Annotated in this window: 16 protein-coding genes and 1 pseudogene; 6 read left to right on the forward strand and 11 right to left on the reverse strand. The window is 68.0% G+C overall.

Annotated features, from left to right (window positions below):
- Positions 1–52: 52 nt before the first annotated feature.
- The 3 genes from shn_RS21705 (at position 53) to shn_RS36500 (ending at position 2,612) form a co-directional block, all read left to right on the forward strand.
- A complete protein-coding gene (locus shn_RS21705) occupies positions 53–1,774 on the forward strand; it encodes a thiamine pyrophosphate-requiring protein (protein ID WP_064332253.1) in 1,722 nt (573 codons plus the stop codon).
- 24 nt (positions 1,775–1,798) lie between these two features.
- Positions 1,799–2,332 (forward strand): 2,4'-dihydroxyacetophenone dioxygenase family protein, encoded by a 534-nt coding sequence (locus tag shn_RS21710; protein WP_064332254.1) that lies wholly within the window; start codon positions 1,799–1,801, stop codon positions 2,330–2,332.
- A 103-nt stretch (positions 2,333–2,435) separates the two neighbouring features.
- Entirely contained in the window at positions 2,436–2,612 is a 177-nt protein-coding gene (locus tag shn_RS36500; protein WP_168168941.1) for a hypothetical protein, read from the forward strand.
- 69 nt (positions 2,613–2,681) lie between these two features.
- Here shn_RS36500 and shn_RS21715 read toward each other — a convergent pair whose 3' ends face one another.
- The 7 genes and pseudogenes from shn_RS21715 to shn_RS21745 form a co-directional block, all read right to left on the reverse strand.
- Positions 2,682–3,440, reverse strand: a complete 759-nt coding sequence (locus shn_RS21715; RefSeq protein ID WP_064332255.1) for an SDR family NAD(P)-dependent oxidoreductase — start codon at positions 3,438–3,440, stop codon at positions 2,682–2,684.
- A gap of 3 nt (positions 3,441–3,443) precedes the next feature.
- Positions 3,444–4,895, reverse strand: coding sequence for an aldehyde dehydrogenase (locus shn_RS21720; protein WP_064332256.1), 1,452 nt, complete (start codon positions 4,893–4,895; stop codon positions 3,444–3,446).
- 21 nt (positions 4,896–4,916) lie between these two features.
- Positions 4,917–5,629, reverse strand: a pseudogene (locus tag shn_RS21725) (ABC transporter ATP-binding protein).
- Positions 5,622–6,350, reverse strand: a complete 729-nt coding sequence (locus shn_RS21730) for an ABC transporter ATP-binding protein (protein WP_064332257.1) — start codon at positions 6,348–6,350, stop codon at positions 5,622–5,624. Before shn_RS21730 ends, shn_RS21725 begins: the two are co-directional and overlap by 8 nt.
- Entirely contained in the window at positions 6,347–7,270 is a 924-nt protein-coding gene (locus shn_RS21735; protein ID WP_064332258.1) for a branched-chain amino acid ABC transporter permease, read from the reverse strand. The genes shn_RS21730 and shn_RS21735 overlap by 4 nt, the downstream gene beginning before the upstream one ends.
- On the reverse strand, positions 7,267–8,139 hold the full coding sequence (locus shn_RS21740) for a branched-chain amino acid ABC transporter permease (protein WP_064332259.1): 873 nt from the start codon (positions 8,137–8,139) through the stop codon (positions 7,267–7,269). The genes shn_RS21735 and shn_RS21740 overlap by 4 nt, the downstream gene beginning before the upstream one ends.
- Before the next feature lie 248 nt (positions 8,140–8,387).
- Complete coding sequence (locus tag shn_RS21745) at positions 8,388–9,614, reverse strand: amino acid ABC transporter substrate-binding protein (RefSeq protein WP_064332260.1); 1,227 nt, start codon at positions 9,612–9,614, stop codon at positions 8,388–8,390.
- 181 nt (positions 9,615–9,795) lie between these two features.
- On the opposite strand from shn_RS21745, the gene shn_RS21750 reads away from it, so the two are divergent.
- A complete protein-coding gene (locus shn_RS21750; RefSeq protein WP_064332261.1) occupies positions 9,796–10,695 on the forward strand; it encodes a helix-turn-helix domain-containing protein in 900 nt (299 codons plus the stop codon).
- Between the two features lie 104 nt (positions 10,696–10,799).
- Here the strand turns inward: shn_RS21750 and shn_RS21755 are convergent, their stop codons facing one another.
- The 3 genes from shn_RS21755 to shn_RS21765 all read right to left on the reverse strand — a co-directional run bounded on the left by shn_RS21755 (position 10,800) and on the right by shn_RS21765 (position 13,021).
- Positions 10,800–11,144: an ArsC family reductase gene (locus shn_RS21755; protein ID WP_064332739.1), complete on the reverse strand. Its 345-nt coding sequence runs from the start codon at positions 11,142–11,144 to the stop codon at positions 10,800–10,802.
- Positions 11,145–11,223: 79 nt separating this feature from the next.
- Positions 11,224–11,844: a YitT family protein gene (locus tag shn_RS21760; protein ID WP_064332262.1), complete on the reverse strand. Its 621-nt coding sequence runs from the start codon at positions 11,842–11,844 to the stop codon at positions 11,224–11,226.
- Positions 11,845–11,851: 7 nt separating this feature from the next.
- Positions 11,852–13,021 carry an amino acid aminotransferase gene (locus tag shn_RS21765; RefSeq protein ID WP_064332263.1) on the reverse strand — a complete coding sequence of 390 codons (1,170 nt, stop codon included), beginning with the start codon at positions 13,019–13,021 and terminating at the stop codon, positions 11,852–11,854.
- A 149-nt stretch (positions 13,022–13,170) separates the two neighbouring features.
- Here shn_RS21765 and shn_RS21770 point away from each other — a divergent pair, with 149 nt between their 5' ends.
- Both shn_RS21770 and shn_RS21775 read left to right on the forward strand, forming a co-directional pair.
- Positions 13,171–13,650, forward strand: coding sequence for an Lrp/AsnC family transcriptional regulator (locus shn_RS21770; RefSeq protein WP_064332264.1), 480 nt, complete (start codon positions 13,171–13,173; stop codon positions 13,648–13,650).
- Between the two features lie 110 nt (positions 13,651–13,760).
- Positions 13,761–14,585, forward strand: coding sequence for an endonuclease/exonuclease/phosphatase family protein (locus shn_RS21775; protein ID WP_064332740.1), 825 nt, complete (start codon positions 13,761–13,763; stop codon positions 14,583–14,585).
- Here the strand turns inward: shn_RS21775 and shn_RS21780 are convergent.
- Positions 14,557–16,017 carry a phosphatidylserine/phosphatidylglycerophosphate/cardiolipin synthase family protein gene (locus shn_RS21780; protein WP_064332265.1) on the reverse strand — a complete coding sequence of 487 codons (1,461 nt, stop codon included), beginning with the start codon at positions 16,015–16,017 and terminating at the stop codon, positions 14,557–14,559. The genes shn_RS21775 and shn_RS21780 overlap by 29 nt on opposite strands.
- Positions 16,018–16,067: the final 50 nt, after the last annotated feature.

The raw sequence follows: 16,067 nt of genomic DNA on the forward strand, positions 1-16,067 counted from the left end.
TTCGAGGAGACCGGCGGCCGCGGGCAGGCTGCCGCACGACGGGGAGGTTCCGATGGGTGAAGACGATCTTGCCGGGGCACCGGCGATGACGGCGGGCGGTGCGCTGCTCGCCCGGCTGAAGGCGGTCGGCATCGACTATATCTTCGCCAATTCCGGCACGGATTTCCCGCCGATCATCGAGGGCCTGGCCGAGGCGGAGGCGAGGGGCATCGCCCTGCCGCAGGCGCTCGTCATGCCGCACGAATCGGCAGCGATGGGCATGGCGCACGGTTATTATCTGGCGACGGGCCGCGCCCAGGCGGTGATGGCGCATACCAATGTCGGCCTTGCCAATTGCGCCATCGGCGCGATCAACGCCGCGATGGAGCATGTCCCGGTCCTGCTCTTCTCCGGCCGCACGCCGGTCACCGAGCGCGGCCGAAAGGGATCGCGCACCGTGCCGATCGGCTGGGGGCAGGAGATGCGCGACCAGGCGGCGCTGGTGCGCGAGGCCTGCAAGTGGGACGATGAGCTGCGCGTTCCCGAGCACATCCCGCAGATGGTCGACCGGGCGCATGCCATCGCCTGTTCCACGCCGCGCGGGCCGGTCTATATGAGCCTGCCGCGCGAGGTGCTCTGCCAGCCCTGCCCGACGGAAGGCCTGGAAGCGCCCGCAACGATGATGCCGGCCGTCGCCGCGCCGCCGGCCGAAGCGGTGGCGGAGGCCGCGCGCCTGCTTGCGGCGGCGGAGAACCCGGTGGTCTTCGCGCAGCGCGGCGCCGGATCGGCCGAGGGTTTTGCCGCTCTCGCGGCGCTCACCGGCGAATGGGGCATTCCCGTCTGCCAGTACTGGGCCGTGCAGCTTGCCATGGCGACGGACCATCCGATGGCCGCGCAGGCCGATCCGGGGCCGCTGCTGGAGGCGGCGGACGTGGTGCTGGTCCTCGATGCGCTGGCGCCCTGGTCGCCGGATGCCCACGCGCTGCGGCCCGGCTGCAAGGTCATCCAGCTCGCCCAGGACCCGCTCTACCAGCGCCAGCCGGTGCGCTACTTCCGCTCCGATGTGACGCTCGCCGGCGATGTCGATGCCGGCCTCCTTGCCCTGAAGGCGGCGATGGACCCGCTGCTGCCCGCCCATCGCGCCAGGGCGACACGCCGCGCCATGGCGGTGGCGGAACGCAACGGCAAGGCCCGCGCCGGCGTGCTCGATGCGGCCCGGCGCGGCGGCGGCACGCCGATGACCAAGGATTTCGTCAGCCTGACGCTTTCCGAGGCGCTGGCGGGCCGGGATTCCACCGTGCTCTCCGAACTCGGTTGCCCGCTTTCGCCGATGACGCTCTCCCATCACCAGGCCTGGTATCAGGAGCCGCATTCCGGCGGCCTCGGCTGGTGCTTTCCGGCGGCGCTCGGCATGCAGCTCGCGCGGCGCGAGCGGCTCGTCGTCGCCACCATGGGCGACGGCTCCTACATGTTCGCCAATCCCGTCGCCTGCCACCAGATCGCCGAGGCGCTGGAACTGCCGATCCTCGTTCTCATCGTCAACAATGCCGAATGGGGCGCGGTGCGCCAGTCTGTGCTCGGCCTCTATCCGGACGGGTATGCGGCCAGGACCAACCGCATGCCGCTGACCGCGCTTTCACCGGTGCCGGATTTCGTGAAGGTCGCCGAGGCGAGCCGGGCCCATGCCCGGCGCGTCACCGACGGCGCGGCGCTCGCCGGCGCGCTTGCCGAGGCGATCGACCATATCGAGACGAAGCGGACGCTCGCGCTGCTCGACATCGCGGTCCGCGCCTGAACCATCACACGAGGAGGAGAAGTCATGCCCGAGCTTGCCACGAACGAATTCTGGAAGGACCTGAAGCCGATCGACAAGGTGTTCCAGCCGGATGCCCTGCCGGAAGTCTATCTTCAGAATGCGCCGACCGACGACGAGCGCTACTACGTGCCCTTCACCGAGACCGTCTCCTCCCGCCCGCTGTGGATCTCCCCGACGCAGAACAAGTGGTGCGATATCCTGATGGCGAAGAAGGCGGGGCTGGTGAACCGTCACTACCACCCGCACGAGGTCTTCGCCTACACGATCTCCGGCAAGTGGGGCTATCTGGAGCACGACTGGACGGCGACGGCCGGCGATTTCGTCTACGAGACGCCCGGCGAGGGCCACACGCTCGTCGCCTACGAGCACGAGCAGCCGATGAAGGTGTTCTTCCAGGTCAAGGGCCCGCTCATCTGGCTCGACGACAGGGGCGAACCGGACGGTTTCTTCGACGTGCACAACTACATCGCGCTGTGTCGCGACCACTACGAGAAGGTCGGGCTCGGGCGGGATTATGTGGAGCGGCTTTTTCGCTAGTTCTTGCTTGTTTCCTGCGGAACAGCGGCGGGCGGGGCGATGTGAGACCTTCTGATCACCGGATGAGAGAGGCTCATCCCCAACAAGAGATCAGGAGAGACCCATGCGCAAGATCATCGTTTCCGCCACCGTCGCCCTCGTTGCCGCCATCTCCTTCGCCGCCCCCTCGCAGGCCGGCTACTACAGCTACGGCTACAAGCCGCACTGCTTCATCAAGAAGGTCAAGGCCTACGACTACTACGGCAATGTCATCTTCAAGACGGTCAAGGTCTGCAAGTAAGCGCTTTTCCCGCTGACCTCCCCGAAGGCCCGGATGTCCCCTGCATCCGGGTCTTCTGCCGTTCCGGTTTCAGATGCTCATGCCGCCGTCGACCATCAGCATCGTCCCGGTGACGAAGCTCGACTGGTCCGAGGCGAGATAGAGCACCGAGCGGGCGATCTCCGGGGGGCTGGCATGGCGGTCCATGGGGATGAGCGCATTGAAGAAAGCCGTGCCGTCCATGCCGGTCGCGGCGCCGAGACCCTGTTCCACGGCAAGCTGGAAACCGTTGTCGACGGGGCCGGGATTGACCGTGTTGACGCGGATGCCGCGCGGGGCGAGTTCCTTGGCAAGGCAGCGCATCAGGCCGGTCTGGGCGTGCTTGGCGGTGATATAGGCATAAACGCCGGGATCGCCGCGCGTCGCCGCCACGCTGGAGGTGATGACGATGCTGCCGCCGCTGCGCATGTGCGGCACGGCATGTTTGGCCGCAAGGAAGGCGCCGCGCACATGCACCGCCTGCACCATGTCGAAGATGTCCAGCGGATAGTCGGCGATGGGGGCGACGGTGCCGAAGACGCCGGCATTGGAGAACAGGATGTCGATGCCGCCGAAGCGCTCGACGGCGAGCTTGACATAGGCCTTCGTCGAAAGGCTGTCGGTGACATCCGCCGCCGCGAGCGCCACGCGCTCCCGCGGCAGGCCGGCGGCGACCCGTTCGAGCCCCGCGCGGTCGCGGTCGACGAGGACGAGATTGGCGCCCTCGTCGAGGAAAAGCCGGGCGGTGGCAAGGCCGATGCTGCCGGCCCCGCCCGTCACGATGGCGGTCTTTCCGTCGAGAAGCGCCATGGGTCAGATCGGATAATGGATGGCGCCATCCTGCACGGTGATCCAGCGCAGTTCGGTGAATTCGGCGATGCCGGCCTTGCCGCCGAAACGTCCGTAGCCGGATTCCTTGACACCACCGAAGGGCATCTGCGCCTCGTCGTGCACGGTCGGGCCGTTGATGTGGCAGATGCCGGATTCGATGCGGCGGGCGACCTGCATGGCGCGGTTGACGTCCCGGCCGAAGACGGCGGCGGAAAGGCCGTATTCCGTGTCGTTGGCAACCCGCACCGCCTCGTCGATCGAGCCGACGCGGATGACGCTGACGACCGGGCCGAAGCTCTCCTCGCTGTAGATGCGCATGGCGGGCGTCACCCGGTCGAGCAGGGTGGCATCGACGATCGTGCCCTGCACGCTGCCGCCGGCCGCAAGCATCGCGCCCTTGCCCACGGCATCGCGGATGAGCTGTTCCAGCCTCTGGGCCGCATGGGCATCGACGACGGAGCCGAGCGGCGTGTTGCCCTCGCGCGGATCGCCGGCGACGAGGGTTGCCGCCTTCTCGGCGAGCGCCGCGACGAAGCGGTCGGCGACCGTCTCGTCGACGACGATGCGTTCGGTCGACATGCAGATCTGGCCCTGGTTCATGTAGGCGCCGAAGGCCGCGGCGGCGACGGCCGCGTCGATATCGGCATCGTCGAGCACCACGAAGGGCGCCTTGCCGCCGAGTTCCAGCAGCGCCGGCTTCAGGTGGCGCCCGGCGGTCTCGGCGATGATGCGGCCGACGCGTGTGGAGCCGGTGAAGTTGACGCGGCGCACGGCGGGATGGGCGATCATCGCCTCGACGATGGCGGCGGCATCCTCCGGCGCATTGGAGACGGCGTTGAGCACGCCTTCCGGCAGGCCGGCCTCGTGCAGCGCATCGACGATCAGCCGGTGGGTGCGCGGGCAGATTTCCGAGGTCTTCATGACGACCGTGTTGCCGCAGGCAAGCGGGGTGGCGAGCGAGCGCACGCCGAGGATGACCGGCGCGTTCCACGGCGCCATGGAGAGGACCACGCCGGCCGGCTGGCGCACGCCCATGGCGAGCGAGCCGGGTCGGTTGGAGGGGATGATCTCGCCGGTGATCTGCGTCGTCAGCGATGCGGCCTCGCGCAGCATGTCGGCGGCAAGGCCGACATTGAACATCGCCCAGCCGGCCGTCGCGCCCGTTTCGGCGGCCATGGCGGCGACGAAATCGGCGGTTCTCGCCTGCAGCTTGTCGGCGGCGGCAAGAAGCAGCTTGCGGCGCTGGCCGGGGCCGGTCGCCGCCCAGGCGGGAAAGGCCTTCGCCGCGGCATTGACGGCCTGGCGCGCATCCTCCAGCGAGGCGGCGGCGACCTCCGAGGCGACCTCGCCGGAAATCGGGTTGATGCGGGTGAAGGTGCGCCCGTCGGAGGCGGCCTGGTCGAGGTTGTTGATCTTCAGTCCAAGGACGGACATGGTTTGCTCCCTGCTTGACATTCAGACGGTTGCGCCGAGGAACGCGCGCTTCACCGCGTCGTCGTTCATCAGCCCTGCTGCGGTATCCTCGCCGACGATGCGGCCTGCCTCCAGGAGGTAGCCGCGGTCGGCGATCGAAAGGCTCATCTTGACGTTCTGCTCGACGATCAGGAGCGCCAGCCCGCTCTCGCGCACCCGGCCGAGCGCGGCGAAGAGCTCGCCGACGACGACGGGGGCAAGGCCGAGGCTCGGCTCGTCGAGCATCAGGAGGTCGGGCTTCGACATCAGCGCGCGGCCGATCGCCACCATCTGCTGCTCGCCGCCCGACATGGTGTTGACGAACTGCCGCCGCCGGTCCGCGAGTTTCGGGAAGAGTCCGTAGACCAGTTCGCGGCTCGCCTTGCCATGGGCGCGGGCGCGCCTGGCATAGGCGCCGAGGGCAAGGTTCTCCTCCACCGTCAGGTCGCCGAAGACGCCGCGCCCTCCGGCACCAGCGCGATGCCGGCCTCGAGCACGAGATGGGCGGGGCGGCCGGCAATGTCCGCGCCGGCAAAGCGGATATCGGCGCCGGGATCGGGCCGGACGAGGCCGGCGGCCGCCTTCAGCAGCGACGACTTGCCCGCACCGTTGGCGCCGAGCATGACGACGGTCTCGCCCCTGCCGACGGCGACGGAGATGCGGTCGAGGGCAAGGTGCGGGCCGTAATGGAGGGAGAGGTCGCGGATCTCAAGCATGGCCGTCTCCGAGATAGGCGCGCACGACCTCCGGGTCCCGCAGCGTCTCGGCGGTCGGGCCGTCGGCGATCTTGCGGCCGGCATTCATGACGATGGCGCGCCCGCAGAGCGCCCGGATCGCATCCATGACATGCTCGACGAGGAGCACGGTGATGCCGCGCTCCTTGAGCGACAGGATGAGGTCGATGCCGGTGCGAAGCTCCGTCGGGTTGAGGCCGGCGAGCCATTCGTCGAGCAGTAGCAGCTCCGGCTCGGCGGCGAGCGCCCGGGCAAGCTCCATGCGCTTCTGGTCGATATAGGTGAGGGCGCCGGCCGGCTGGTCGGCGCGTCCGGCAAGGCCGACGGCGGCAAGATGGGCGTGGGCGGCCTCGTGGGCCGCCTTGCCCCAGAGCGTCCGGCGGCCGAAGGCAAGCGCGGTGACGACGTTTTCGGCGACCGTCAGCGAGGGAAGGGCGCGCACCAGCTGGAAGGTGCGGGCGACGCCTCTCCTGGCGATGCGGTTCGGGCGAAGGCCGGAAATCGCCTCGCCGTTGAGGGCGATCCGCCCGCCGGTCGGCGGCAGGAAGCCGGAGATCATGTTGAGCACCGTCGTCTTGCCGGAGCCGTTCGGGCCGAGCAGGCCGACGACCTCGCCGCGCTCCAGCGAGAAGGAGACCGCATTGACGGCGGTGAGCCCCCCGAAGCGCTTGGTGAGGCCGTCGAGCGCAAGAAGCTCGCTCATCGCACACCGCCTTTCCTTAGCCGGCTTTCGACGGCCGCCAGCACGCCCTTCGGCAGAAGGAAGACGATGGCGATGAAGACGAGGCCGAGGATGATCGGATAGTGGTTCGGGAAGTTGGCGGAAAGCCACTCGAAGAGCAGGAAGAGCGGAATGGCGCCGAGCAGCGGGCCCCACAGCCGGTCCGCCCCGCCGAGCAGCGCCATGATCAGCGTCAGGAAGGAGATGGTCGGGTTGAAGACGATGCTCGGCTCGATATAGGTCCAGCGCGGCGCCTGGATGGCGCCGACGAGCGTGATGATCACGGCGCTGACGGCAAAGAGCGCGAGCTTGAGCCGGGTGATGTCGATGCCGCAATGGCTCGCCACCACCTCGTCGTCGCCGATGACCTTCAGCGCGAGGCCCCAGCGCGTGCGGCCCATGCCCCAGGAAAAGAGGAAGGTGGCGGCGGCGAGCGCCAGCAGCTGCCAGTAGATGCCCTCCGGTGTCACGGGCAGGAAGATGTAGCGGCCGAGCGTGCCGGTCACGTTGACCTCGTACCAGGTGACGAGCTGGCGGATGAGCTCCGCAAGACCGAAGGTGAAGATCACGAAATAGACGCCGGCAAGCCGAAGCGTCGAGAGCCCGACGACCAGCGCCACGGCAAGGCCGATCAGTGCCGCGACGAGGAGGACGAGCGGATAGGGCAGCGTCTCGCTGAAGACGCCGACCGTATAGGCGCCGATGCCGAAGAAGGCGACGGTGGCGAGCGAGACATAGCGCGTCGGGCCGGAGAACAGGCCCCAGGCGGTGGCGAGCACCACATAGCCGGTCATGCCGATCATCAGCGTCACCGCATAGGGCCCGGCGAAGAGGGGCAGGGCGGCGAGCGCGGCGAGAACGAGGCCGGCGACGAGGAGGCCGAGAAGCGTGCGTGCCGTCATCGCGCGCTCCTCCCGAAGAGGCCGGCGGGGCGCCAGAGCAGGATGGCGAGGAAGATGAGGTAGGTGGCGGCGAGCGTCAGGCCGGGGTCGACATAGGTCGCCACGAAGGTCTCGACGAGGCCGAGCAGCAGGCCGGAGAAGAGCGCGCCGAGAATGTTGCCGACGCCGCCCATGATGACGACGATCAGCGCCTTCATGGTGAAGACGACGCCGGCCGTGGCGGTGAAGGTCTGGTACATGGAGATGACGACGCCGCCGGCGGCCGCCAGCGCCCCGCCGATGGCGAAGGCCGTGCGGGCCGCGCGCTCGACATCGATGCCGACGAGCGGCGCGGAGGTCGGCGAGACGGCGACGGCGCGCAGCGCCGTGCCCCAGAGGGTGCGGGTGAGGAGCAGATACAGCCCGCCGCCGAGGACGATGGCGAGCGCGAAGGCGATGAGGCGGTTGGCCGCGATCGTGGTGCCGAGCACGCTGACGCCGATATTGAGATAGCTGTAGCTCGTATAGTTGCTGCCGAAGAAGACGAGCATGACGCCCTGGATGACGAAGAGCAGGCCGAAGGTGGCGAGGATGGAGTCGATCTCCAGCGTCTCCCGGCTCTTGGCGCGGCGCACCAGCGGGCGCATCATCAGGCCGTAGACGAGATAGCCGAAGACGAAGCCGAGCGGCACGGCGATCAGAAGGCCGAGCACCGGATTGATGCCGAGGCCGTTGAACAGCACATAGGCGAGGAAGGCCGCCGCGATGATCGTCTCGCCATAGGCAAGGTTCATGATGCGCGCGATGCCGTACTGGAGCGTCAGCCCCATCGCGACCAGCGCATAGGTTCCGCCGAGCACGAGCCCGGACAACAAGGCCGTGACGAGCATGGCTGCTCCTTACATTTGGGCCAACCGAAAGGGCGAGCCTCTTCATTCAATGACAGAATGCCCCTCATCCGGCCTGCCGGCCACCTTCTCCCCGTGAACGGGGAGAAGGAGATATGCCGCGTCGGTTTCCCCAAGCAATTCCCGCTCGTGGGGCACGTCCCCTCTCCCCGCTTGCGGGGAGAGGGTTAGGGTGAGGGGCACATTTTGGTCCGCCAGAGCGCCCTTCGATCCCCTCGCGCGGCGTGCGGCTACTTCTTCCACGCCTGCCGCGGCAGGATCGGCCGGCTGGCGCCGGCGCGGTCCGCGGGCGCGATGCCGACGAACTGGCCGTTCTGCCACTGGCCGGTCCACCAGAGCGTGCGAAGCTGGTTGTCTTCCATCTTCGTCTCGCCGAGCACGGTCTGGAACGTGCCGGCCGACAATTCCGCCGAGACGGCCTCGCGGTCGAGGCCCTTGCGCTTGATCGCCTCCTGCAGCATCTGCAGCGAGGCATAGGTGATGACGCTGCCCCAATAATCGGGGCCCTGGCCGGTCACCTCCTCGTGGCGCTTGCGATAGGCCGCGTTCGCCTCGTTCGCCGGGTCGATGCCGCCCAGGCTCATGATGCCGGTGGCATTGTCGCCATTGTTCTTGCCGTAGACCGGAAAGCCCGTGCCGACGCCGAGATAGAGCAGCTTCGGATTGAAATCGGCGACCTGCGACTGCTGGGTCAGCGCGAAGGTATCCGGCGGATAGGAGAAGGCGACGAAGCTGTCGGCGCCGCTCGCCTTCGCCTCGTTGATCATCGGCGTGAAGTCCGACGTGCCGACCGGGTAGGTCTTGTCGTAGACGAGTTCGATGCCGGCTTCCGCGAAGGCGGGCCGCGCGGCCGTCACGAGGTCGATGCCGAAGCCGTCGGCGACCGAGATCATGGCGACCTTGGTGTTGAGCGTGCCGTCGGCCGCCGCCTTTTTGATGAGGCCCGCGAGCGCGCCGGCATAGTCGTGGCCGCCGCCGAGCATCCAGAAGCTCCTCTTCCAGCGCTTGACGAAATCCGGCGCCTTGTCGGTGACGGAGGAGACGGCGAGCTGCGGGTAGCCGTAGCGGTCGAAGAGCGGCGCGGCCGCAAGGTTGAAGCCCGTGCCCCAGGGCGCGAGGATGAAGTCCGCCTCGTCCTGCGTCGCCAGGCGCTCGACGGCGCGCACCAGTTCCTCGGAAGCGGACCGGTCGTCATATTCGATCACCTCGATCGGCAGCTTCCTGCCGTCGGGCAGTTCCAGCCCGCCGGCATCGTTCACGTCCTTCACCCAGAGCTGGTAGTTCGGCAGCGTCGTGATGCCGGCACCGCCGGCATTGGGGCCGGTCTTGGAAATGGCGTAGCCGATCTTCACCGAGGTGCGGTCCTGGGCGAGCGCGCCCGGTGCGATGCCCGTCGCCAAGAGGGCCGAGGCAGCCGCCATCACGCGCAGGACGTGCCTGCGTTGCAGAGATTTCATCGTCGATTCCTCCCAAAAGGCCTGCTCTTCGGCAGGCGTCGCGCCAAGGCGGGCAGCGGCCGCATTCTCCTCCGGGCCTTCTGTCGCTGCTTGACGGATGAAAGGTTAGCCGCAGGCGGGGCAGGGCGGAATAGACTTTTACAAGAGATACTTGTACTTTTCACGGCAAGGAGATCCCGCCATGCCCTTCCAGGACGCTCTCGTGCCGCAGCATCGCGTTGCGGCCATGCCGCCGCCGCTGCCGACGGAGGCGCGACTCTTCCGCGGGGCGCTGTCGCAATCCGGCTGGACCTTCCGCGGCGGGCGCAACCGCGTCTTCCTGCTCCTGTCCGGCAGCGGGCGGGTGTCGCTCGGCCCGGCGGATCTCGGGCTTTCCGGCCCCTCCATCGTCTGGGCGCCGGCTGGCGAGCGCGGCACGGTGCTCTTCGATGCCGGCGCGGAGGGGGCGGCGCTGGCGATCCCGGAGCTGGCGCTCGGCCCCGCCATGCCGACGGGCGCGATCTTCGCCGACGTGCGCGATGCCATCGCCCGGCCGATCCTCGGTGCCAAGCTGGCGCTGGCGGATGCGCGCAAGATGCTCCAGACGGTGGAGACGATCGAGGCGGAACTGCGCGAGAACGCGGCGGGCATGCAGGAGGTGGTGCGCCATCACCTCGCCCTCCTGCTGATCGCCATCTGGCGCCGCGCCAATCCGGCGACGGAGAAGCCGAAGCCCTCGCCGCGCGCCACCGTGCGCAGCTTCCTGCATCTCGTGGAACTGCACATGCGCGAGCAATGGCCGCTCGCCCACTATGCCGCCGTGCTGGGCGTGACGCCGGACCGGCTGAACACGGCGGTGCGGCGCGCCACGGGACGTTCGCCGATGGAGCTGATCCATGCCCGGCTGATGATGGAGGCGGAAATGCTGCTCGACGGATCAAGCCTGCAGATCGCCGAGGTCGCCGAAGCGCTCGGCTTTCGCGACGCGGCCTATTTCAGCCGGTTCTTCAAGCGGCTGGCCGGCGTCTCGCCGCGCGCCCGGCGGGCGGGGCTCGCCAGCCGGCATGTGCGCGCGGAAACCTCCTATGCCGCCTGGCCGTAGAGCAATTCCAGCAAAAGTGCGCAGCGGTTTTGCGTCCGGAATTGCGTAAAAACAAAGAGATAGAGCATTTTCGCGATTCAAGGAAAAGCGGAAATGCTTTAAGCTCAGAAAAGCGTTTCGTAGATCTCCGGCTTGAAGCCCGCCGTCAGGGCGCCGTCGCGGTCGAGGATCGGACGCTTGATCATCGACGGCTGGGCGAGCATCAGCGCGATCGCCTTTCCGGCATCGAGATCCTGCTTGTCGGCATCCGGCAGGGCGCGGAAGGTGGTGCCGGCGCGGTTCAGCACGGTCTCCCAGCCGAGCGCGTCGACGAAGCGCGTCAGGCTCGCCGCATCGATGCCTTCGGCCTTGTAGTCGTGGAAGCGGTAGGCGACGCCCTTGGCGTCGAGCCAGGTCCGGGCCTTCTTCATCGTGTCGCAGTTCTTGATGCCGTAGATCGTGACGGTCACGCCTGTCTCCTTCGTTTGATGGTCGCCGCCTTCATAGAGCGATTCCGGCAAAACCGCGCAGCGGTTTTGTGTCCGGGCGTCACGTCACCCCGAGATAGCGGCCCGGGCGGTGGTTGATGGCGAGCGTCATGTTGACGACGACGGCGCCGAGCACGGAGAGCGCGAGGCGGTCGAGCGGAATGACGAAGACGGCGGCGGCAGGGATGGCAAGGTCCACCGCGAGCTGGAAATAGCCGGCCCGGATGCCGAAGCGGTCCTGCAGGTAGATCGCCAGCACGTTGATGCCGCCGAGCCCGGTGCGGTGGCGGAAGAGGATGAGCAGGCCCGTGCCGGACAGCGCCCCGCCCATGACGGCCGCATAGAGCGGGTCGAGATGGGAGAAGGAGACGAGATCCGAGGTTAGCCGGGTAAAGATCGAGACGAGCGTGACGGCCGCGAAGGTGCGCAGGGTGAAGGCCCAGCCGAGCTTTCTGACCGCAAGGACGTAGAAGGGCAGGTTGATGGCGAAGAACAGCCACCAGAAGCCGATGCCGCTGGCATATTGCAGCAGCAGGGCAAGGCCCGCCGTGCTGCCGGCGAGCAGCACGGCCTTGGTGTAGATCACCACGCCGAGCGCCATGAACATCGTGCCGACGACGATGGCGATGGCATCCTCGTAGGCGGAATGGCGCTCGGGCCGGGTTGCTGTTTCGACAGACATCGTGTCCTCAGAAGCTCCGGAACTTCTCGATGACGGCATCGACCTCGGCCGATTTGAGGCCGGCAATGTTGATGCGGCCGGAGGTCGGCATGTAGATCGCGTGCTCGGCGCGCAGCTTCAGGACGTCCGCCTCCTCCAGCGGCAGCAGGGAGAACATGCCCTCCTGCTCGCGGATGGCCGTCAGCACCTGCCAGCGGCCGGAAAGGCCGGCGGCGAGGCGCTCGCGGATCGCGGTGATGCGCAGCCGCATGGTCTCGATCTCCGCCATCCAGTCCGCCTTCAGGGCCTCGTCGCCGAGGATCGTCGCCACGATGGCCGCACCATGGTCCGGCGGCATGGAATAGCTGGTGCGGGCGAGGGCGGCGAGGTTGCTGCGCACGGACAGCGCCGTCTCGGCGCTGCCGCAGGCTGCATAGATCGCCCCGGTGCGCTCGCGGTAAAGGCCGAAGGACTTCGAGCAGGAGACGGCGACCAGCGCTTCCGGGACAGTGGCAAGCAGCGTGCGCAGCCCGGCGGCATCCTCGTCAAGGCCGCGGCCGTAGCCCTGATAGGCGATGTCGACGAGCGGCAGCAGGCCGCGCGCGGCGACGAGATCGGAGACGGCACGCCACTGCTCTGCCGAAAGGCCGGCGCCCGTCGGATTGTGGCAGCTCGCATGCAGCAGCACGGCATCGCCCGGCGCGGCGCCGGAAAGCGCATCCATCATGCGGTCGAAGAGCACGGTCTGCGAGGGGACGTCGAAGAAGGGATAGGTGACGACCTCCAGGCCGGCCGCCTTGAAGATGCTGGCATGGTTCGGCCAGCTCGGCAGGCCGAGCCAGATGCCCTTGACGCCCATGCGCGCCATAAGGTCGGCGGCAAGGCGCAACGCGCCGGAGCCGCCCGGCGTCTGCAGCGCGGCGGTGGCGCGGCCGCGGCCGGCGTCCCCCGTCGTCAGCGCCCAGAGGCGCTCCAGGAAGACCGGGTCGCCCTCCGGGCCGACATAGGCCTTGGTCGGCTGCGTCTCGACGAGGCGCCGTTCGGCCGCCTTCACCGCGCGGAAGATCGGCGTCGCGCCCGTTTCGTCGCGATAGACGCCGACGCCGAGGTCCACCTTGCCGGCGCGCTCGTCCGCCCGGAAGAGGCCGATCAGGGCAAGCAACGGGTCGTCGGGCTGGCGGGTGAGGGCGTCGAACATGGCCGGGTTCCTTGTGCGGTGTGTCTCCTAAGCGGTTTAGGCCAAAGCCGTCGCAAAATCGACCATGATATTGCGGAGAAGGCGCAAGAAGCTTTTGCCTTCTTGCTTGCCGCTGCTAGATTGATGCAGGTTTTTGCGTGGGGCGGGAGATGGACAGGAAGCCGGGCGACGAGGTGGCGCTGGACCAGACGGATCGGCGCATCATCCGCCTGCTCGTCGAGGATGCCGGGCTCTCCAACAACCGGCTCGCCGAGAAGGTCGGCCTCTCGCCGGCGCCGCTGTCGCGCCGGCTGGCGCGGCTGGAGGCGGGCGGCGTCATCCGCCACACGGTGATCGTCGATCCGCGCGCCGCCGGCATCGGCTTCCAGGCCTTCCTGGAGGTGACGCTGGAGCGCACGGCCCCGCGCGTCGGCGAGCGCTTCATCGATCTCGTGCGGCGCATGCCTGAAGTGGTGGAGTGCCACACGGTCGCCGGCGATTTCGATTTCCTCCTGAAGATCGCCGTGAAGGACGTCGCCGATTATCGCCGGCTGCTGTGGAGCGAGTTCGAGCGGATCGGCGAGATCAAGACGCTGCGCTCGACCATCCTGCTCGACAGCCCGAAAATGCAGGTGAGCGTTCTTCCCTAGCCATTTTCGCGGAACCTTCTTGGCCGTGAAAGGTTGCCGAGGCGGGCAAAGCGCCCATATGATGGAGGCGCCACAAGGAAGGACACGTGGACAGGAAGCCGAACGACAAGATGATGTCCGCCGCATTGCTGACGGCTATCCGCAACCGCCGCGGCCATCGGCCGCCGGAAAACAATCGCCCCGGCGATACCGTGATCGCGTCCTACAACGTGCACAAATGCGTGGGCGTCGACCGGCGCTTCGATCCGGAGCGCACGGCGAGCGTGATCGCCGAGATCGACGCCGACATCATCGCCATCCAGGAGGCGGACAAGCGCTTCGGCGAGCGCTCGGGCCTGCTCAACCTCGATATCCTCGAACGGGACTGCGGCCTCGTCCCGGTGCCGATCACCGCGCTCTCCTCGACCGGCCATGGCTGGCACGGCAACATGATCATGATCCGCAAGGGCGCCGTCGGCGGCGTGCGGCAATTGAAGCTGCCGGGCGTCGAGCCGCGCGGCGCGCTGGTCGTGACGCTCGACCTGCCGGACGGCAAGCTGCGGCTGGTCGCGGCCCATTTCGGCCTCCTGAAGCGCTCGCGCGAGCAGCAGGCGATGGCGATTCTCGCCTCCGTTGCGGAAGAAGAAGAGATGCCGACCCTGCTCGTCGGCGATCTCAACGAATGGCGCGTCGGCCGCCGGTCCTCGCTCTCGCGCCTGCAGCCGACCTTCGATCCCGCCTCCGGCGCGGTGCCGAGCTTTCCCTCCCGCTTTCCGGTCCTCGCGCTCGACCGCGCGCTCGGCCATCCGCACGATCTCGTCACCTCCGTCGAGGTGCACGACACGCCGCTCGCCCGCGTCGCGTCCGATCACCTGCCGATCAAGGCGCATATCGATCTCAAGGTCGTCTGGGAGCGCTCGTTCGGGCCTACAGATAGGGTGAGCCGAGCCATGTGATGCGCTCGACGAGGCGCTGGGCGAAGGGACGTGCCCTGAGGTCCTCGAGCGTGACCTCCTCGGCCTCGGACAACGCGGCGGCGATGCGCTGGTCGATGAGATCGGCGAAGCCGGCGTCGATCACCTCGATATCCACCTCGAAATTCAGCCGCAGCGAGCGCGGATCGATGTTCGACGAGCCGATATAGGACCAGGCGCCGTCGATGACCGTGAGCTTGGAATGGTTGAAGGCACCGGAGGCCCGCCAGATGCGGCAGCCGTGTTTCAGCATCTGGTCGAACTGCGCCGTCATGGCGAGGTCGACGAGCTTCAGGTTGTTGGAAGAGGGAACGACGATGTCGATCTCCACGCCGCGCCGCGCCGCCGTGACGATCGCGCTGATCAGCTCGCGGTCCGGCAGGAAATAGGGCGACATGATGCGGATGTGCCGCTTGGCGACGGAGACCGCCCCCATCAGCATGCGGTGGTTGGTCTCAAGGCTCTTGTCCGGGCCCGACGGCACGACGCGGGCAAGCATGCCGCTTTCCGGCGCATCCGGCGGCGCGGCGATCTGCCAGGCCTCGCCCGAAAGCTCGTCGCCGCCGGAAAAGCGCCAGTCCTCGTAGGCGATGCGGAAGAGGTCGCTGACGACGGGGCCGGTCAGGCGGAAATGCGTGTCGAGCGCCGCCGCCTCGCCGGAAAACTCGGCGCAGAAGCCGGCGCGGATGTTGAGCCCGCCGGTGAAGGCGACGCTGCCGTCGACGACGAGGATCTTCCGGTGGGTGCGCAGGTTCGCATAGGGCAGGCGCAGGCCCATGACGATGTTGCCGTTGAAGACATCCGCCGGCACGTTCGCCCGCTCCAGGTCGGAGACGATCGAGGGGATCGAGTAGCGCGCGCCGACCGCATCGATCAGCACGCGCACCTGTACGCCGCGCGCCACCGCGTCCGACAGCGCCGCAACGAAGCGCTCGCCGGCGGCATCGCGGTCGAAGATGTAGGTTTCGAGCAGGACGGAGCGTTCCGCGGCCGCGATGGCGGCCAGCATGGCCGCATAGGCCTCGTCGCCGGTCGACAGCACGCTGATGCGGTTGCCGGAGGTCAGCTTGCAGCGGCCGACCGTATCGCCGAGGCGCTGCATGGCGGCAAGCGCCCCGCCATAGGCCACCTGCATATATGCATTCGAGACGTCGTATTCCGCCATGTGGTGCCAGCCGGCGGCGAGCAGCCCCTCGCGGCTGAGGTTCAGCGTCTTGCGGCGGATGCGGTTCACCCCGCCGATGGCATAGATGAGCGGCCCGACGACCGGCGACAGCATGATGACGCCGACCCAGCCGATCGCCGCGCGCACCTCTTCCTTGGTCATCGTGGCATGGATGGCGGCCGGCACGCCGAGGAGGATCGACAGGGCGACGAGGATATGCGGCCAGTAGGCGGAGAGCGTCTCAAACATGATGCGTGCGGATCATCCCAAGGCGGCCTCGTCTTTGCGCGTGCCGCTTT

Source organism: Shinella sp. HZN7, assembly GCF_001652565.1.
In the GTDB taxonomy this organism is placed as follows: domain Bacteria; phylum Pseudomonadota; class Alphaproteobacteria; order Rhizobiales; family Rhizobiaceae; genus Shinella; species Shinella granuli.

Coding starts and splice junctions, on each gene's coding strand:
- shn_RS21770 (WP_064332264.1), top strand. CDS start 13,171: ATGGACAGGAAGCCGGGCGACGAGGTGGCGCTGGACCAGACGGATCGG.
- shn_RS21750 (WP_064332261.1), top strand. CDS start 9,796: ATGCCCTTCCAGGACGCTCTCGTGCCGCAGCATCGCGTTGCGGCCATG.
- shn_RS21740 (WP_064332259.1), bottom strand. CDS start 8,139: ATGCTCGTCACGGCCTTGTTGTCCGGGCTCGTGCTCGGCGGAACCTAT.
- shn_RS21775 (WP_064332740.1), top strand. CDS start 13,761: ATGATGTCCGCCGCATTGCTGACGGCTATCCGCAACCGCCGCGGCCAT.
- shn_RS21780 (WP_064332265.1), bottom strand. CDS start 16,017: ATGTTTGAGACGCTCTCCGCCTACTGGCCGCATATCCTCGTCGCCCTG.
- shn_RS21720 (WP_064332256.1), bottom strand. CDS start 4,895: ATGTCCGTCCTTGGACTGAAGATCAACAACCTCGACCAGGCCGCCTCC.
- shn_RS21710 (WP_064332254.1), top strand. CDS start 1,799: ATGCCCGAGCTTGCCACGAACGAATTCTGGAAGGACCTGAAGCCGATC.
- shn_RS21735 (WP_064332258.1), bottom strand. CDS start 7,270: ATGACGGCACGCACGCTTCTCGGCCTCCTCGTCGCCGGCCTCGTTCTC.
- shn_RS21705 (WP_064332253.1), top strand. CDS start 53: ATGGGTGAAGACGATCTTGCCGGGGCACCGGCGATGACGGCGGGCGGT.
- shn_RS21760 (WP_064332262.1), bottom strand. CDS start 11,844: ATGTCTGTCGAAACAGCAACCCGGCCCGAGCGCCATTCCGCCTACGAG.
- shn_RS21730 (WP_064332257.1), bottom strand. CDS start 6,350: ATGAGCGAGCTTCTTGCGCTCGACGGCCTCACCAAGCGCTTCGGGGGG.
- shn_RS21745 (WP_064332260.1), bottom strand. CDS start 9,614: ATGAAATCTCTGCAACGCAGGCACGTCCTGCGCGTGATGGCGGCTGCC.
- shn_RS21715 (WP_064332255.1), bottom strand. CDS start 3,440: ATGGCGCTTCTCGACGGAAAGACCGCCATCGTGACGGGCGGGGCCGGC.
- shn_RS36500 (WP_168168941.1), top strand. CDS start 2,436: ATGCGCAAGATCATCGTTTCCGCCACCGTCGCCCTCGTTGCCGCCATC.
- shn_RS21765 (WP_064332263.1), bottom strand. CDS start 13,021: ATGTTCGACGCCCTCACCCGCCAGCCCGACGACCCGTTGCTTGCCCTG.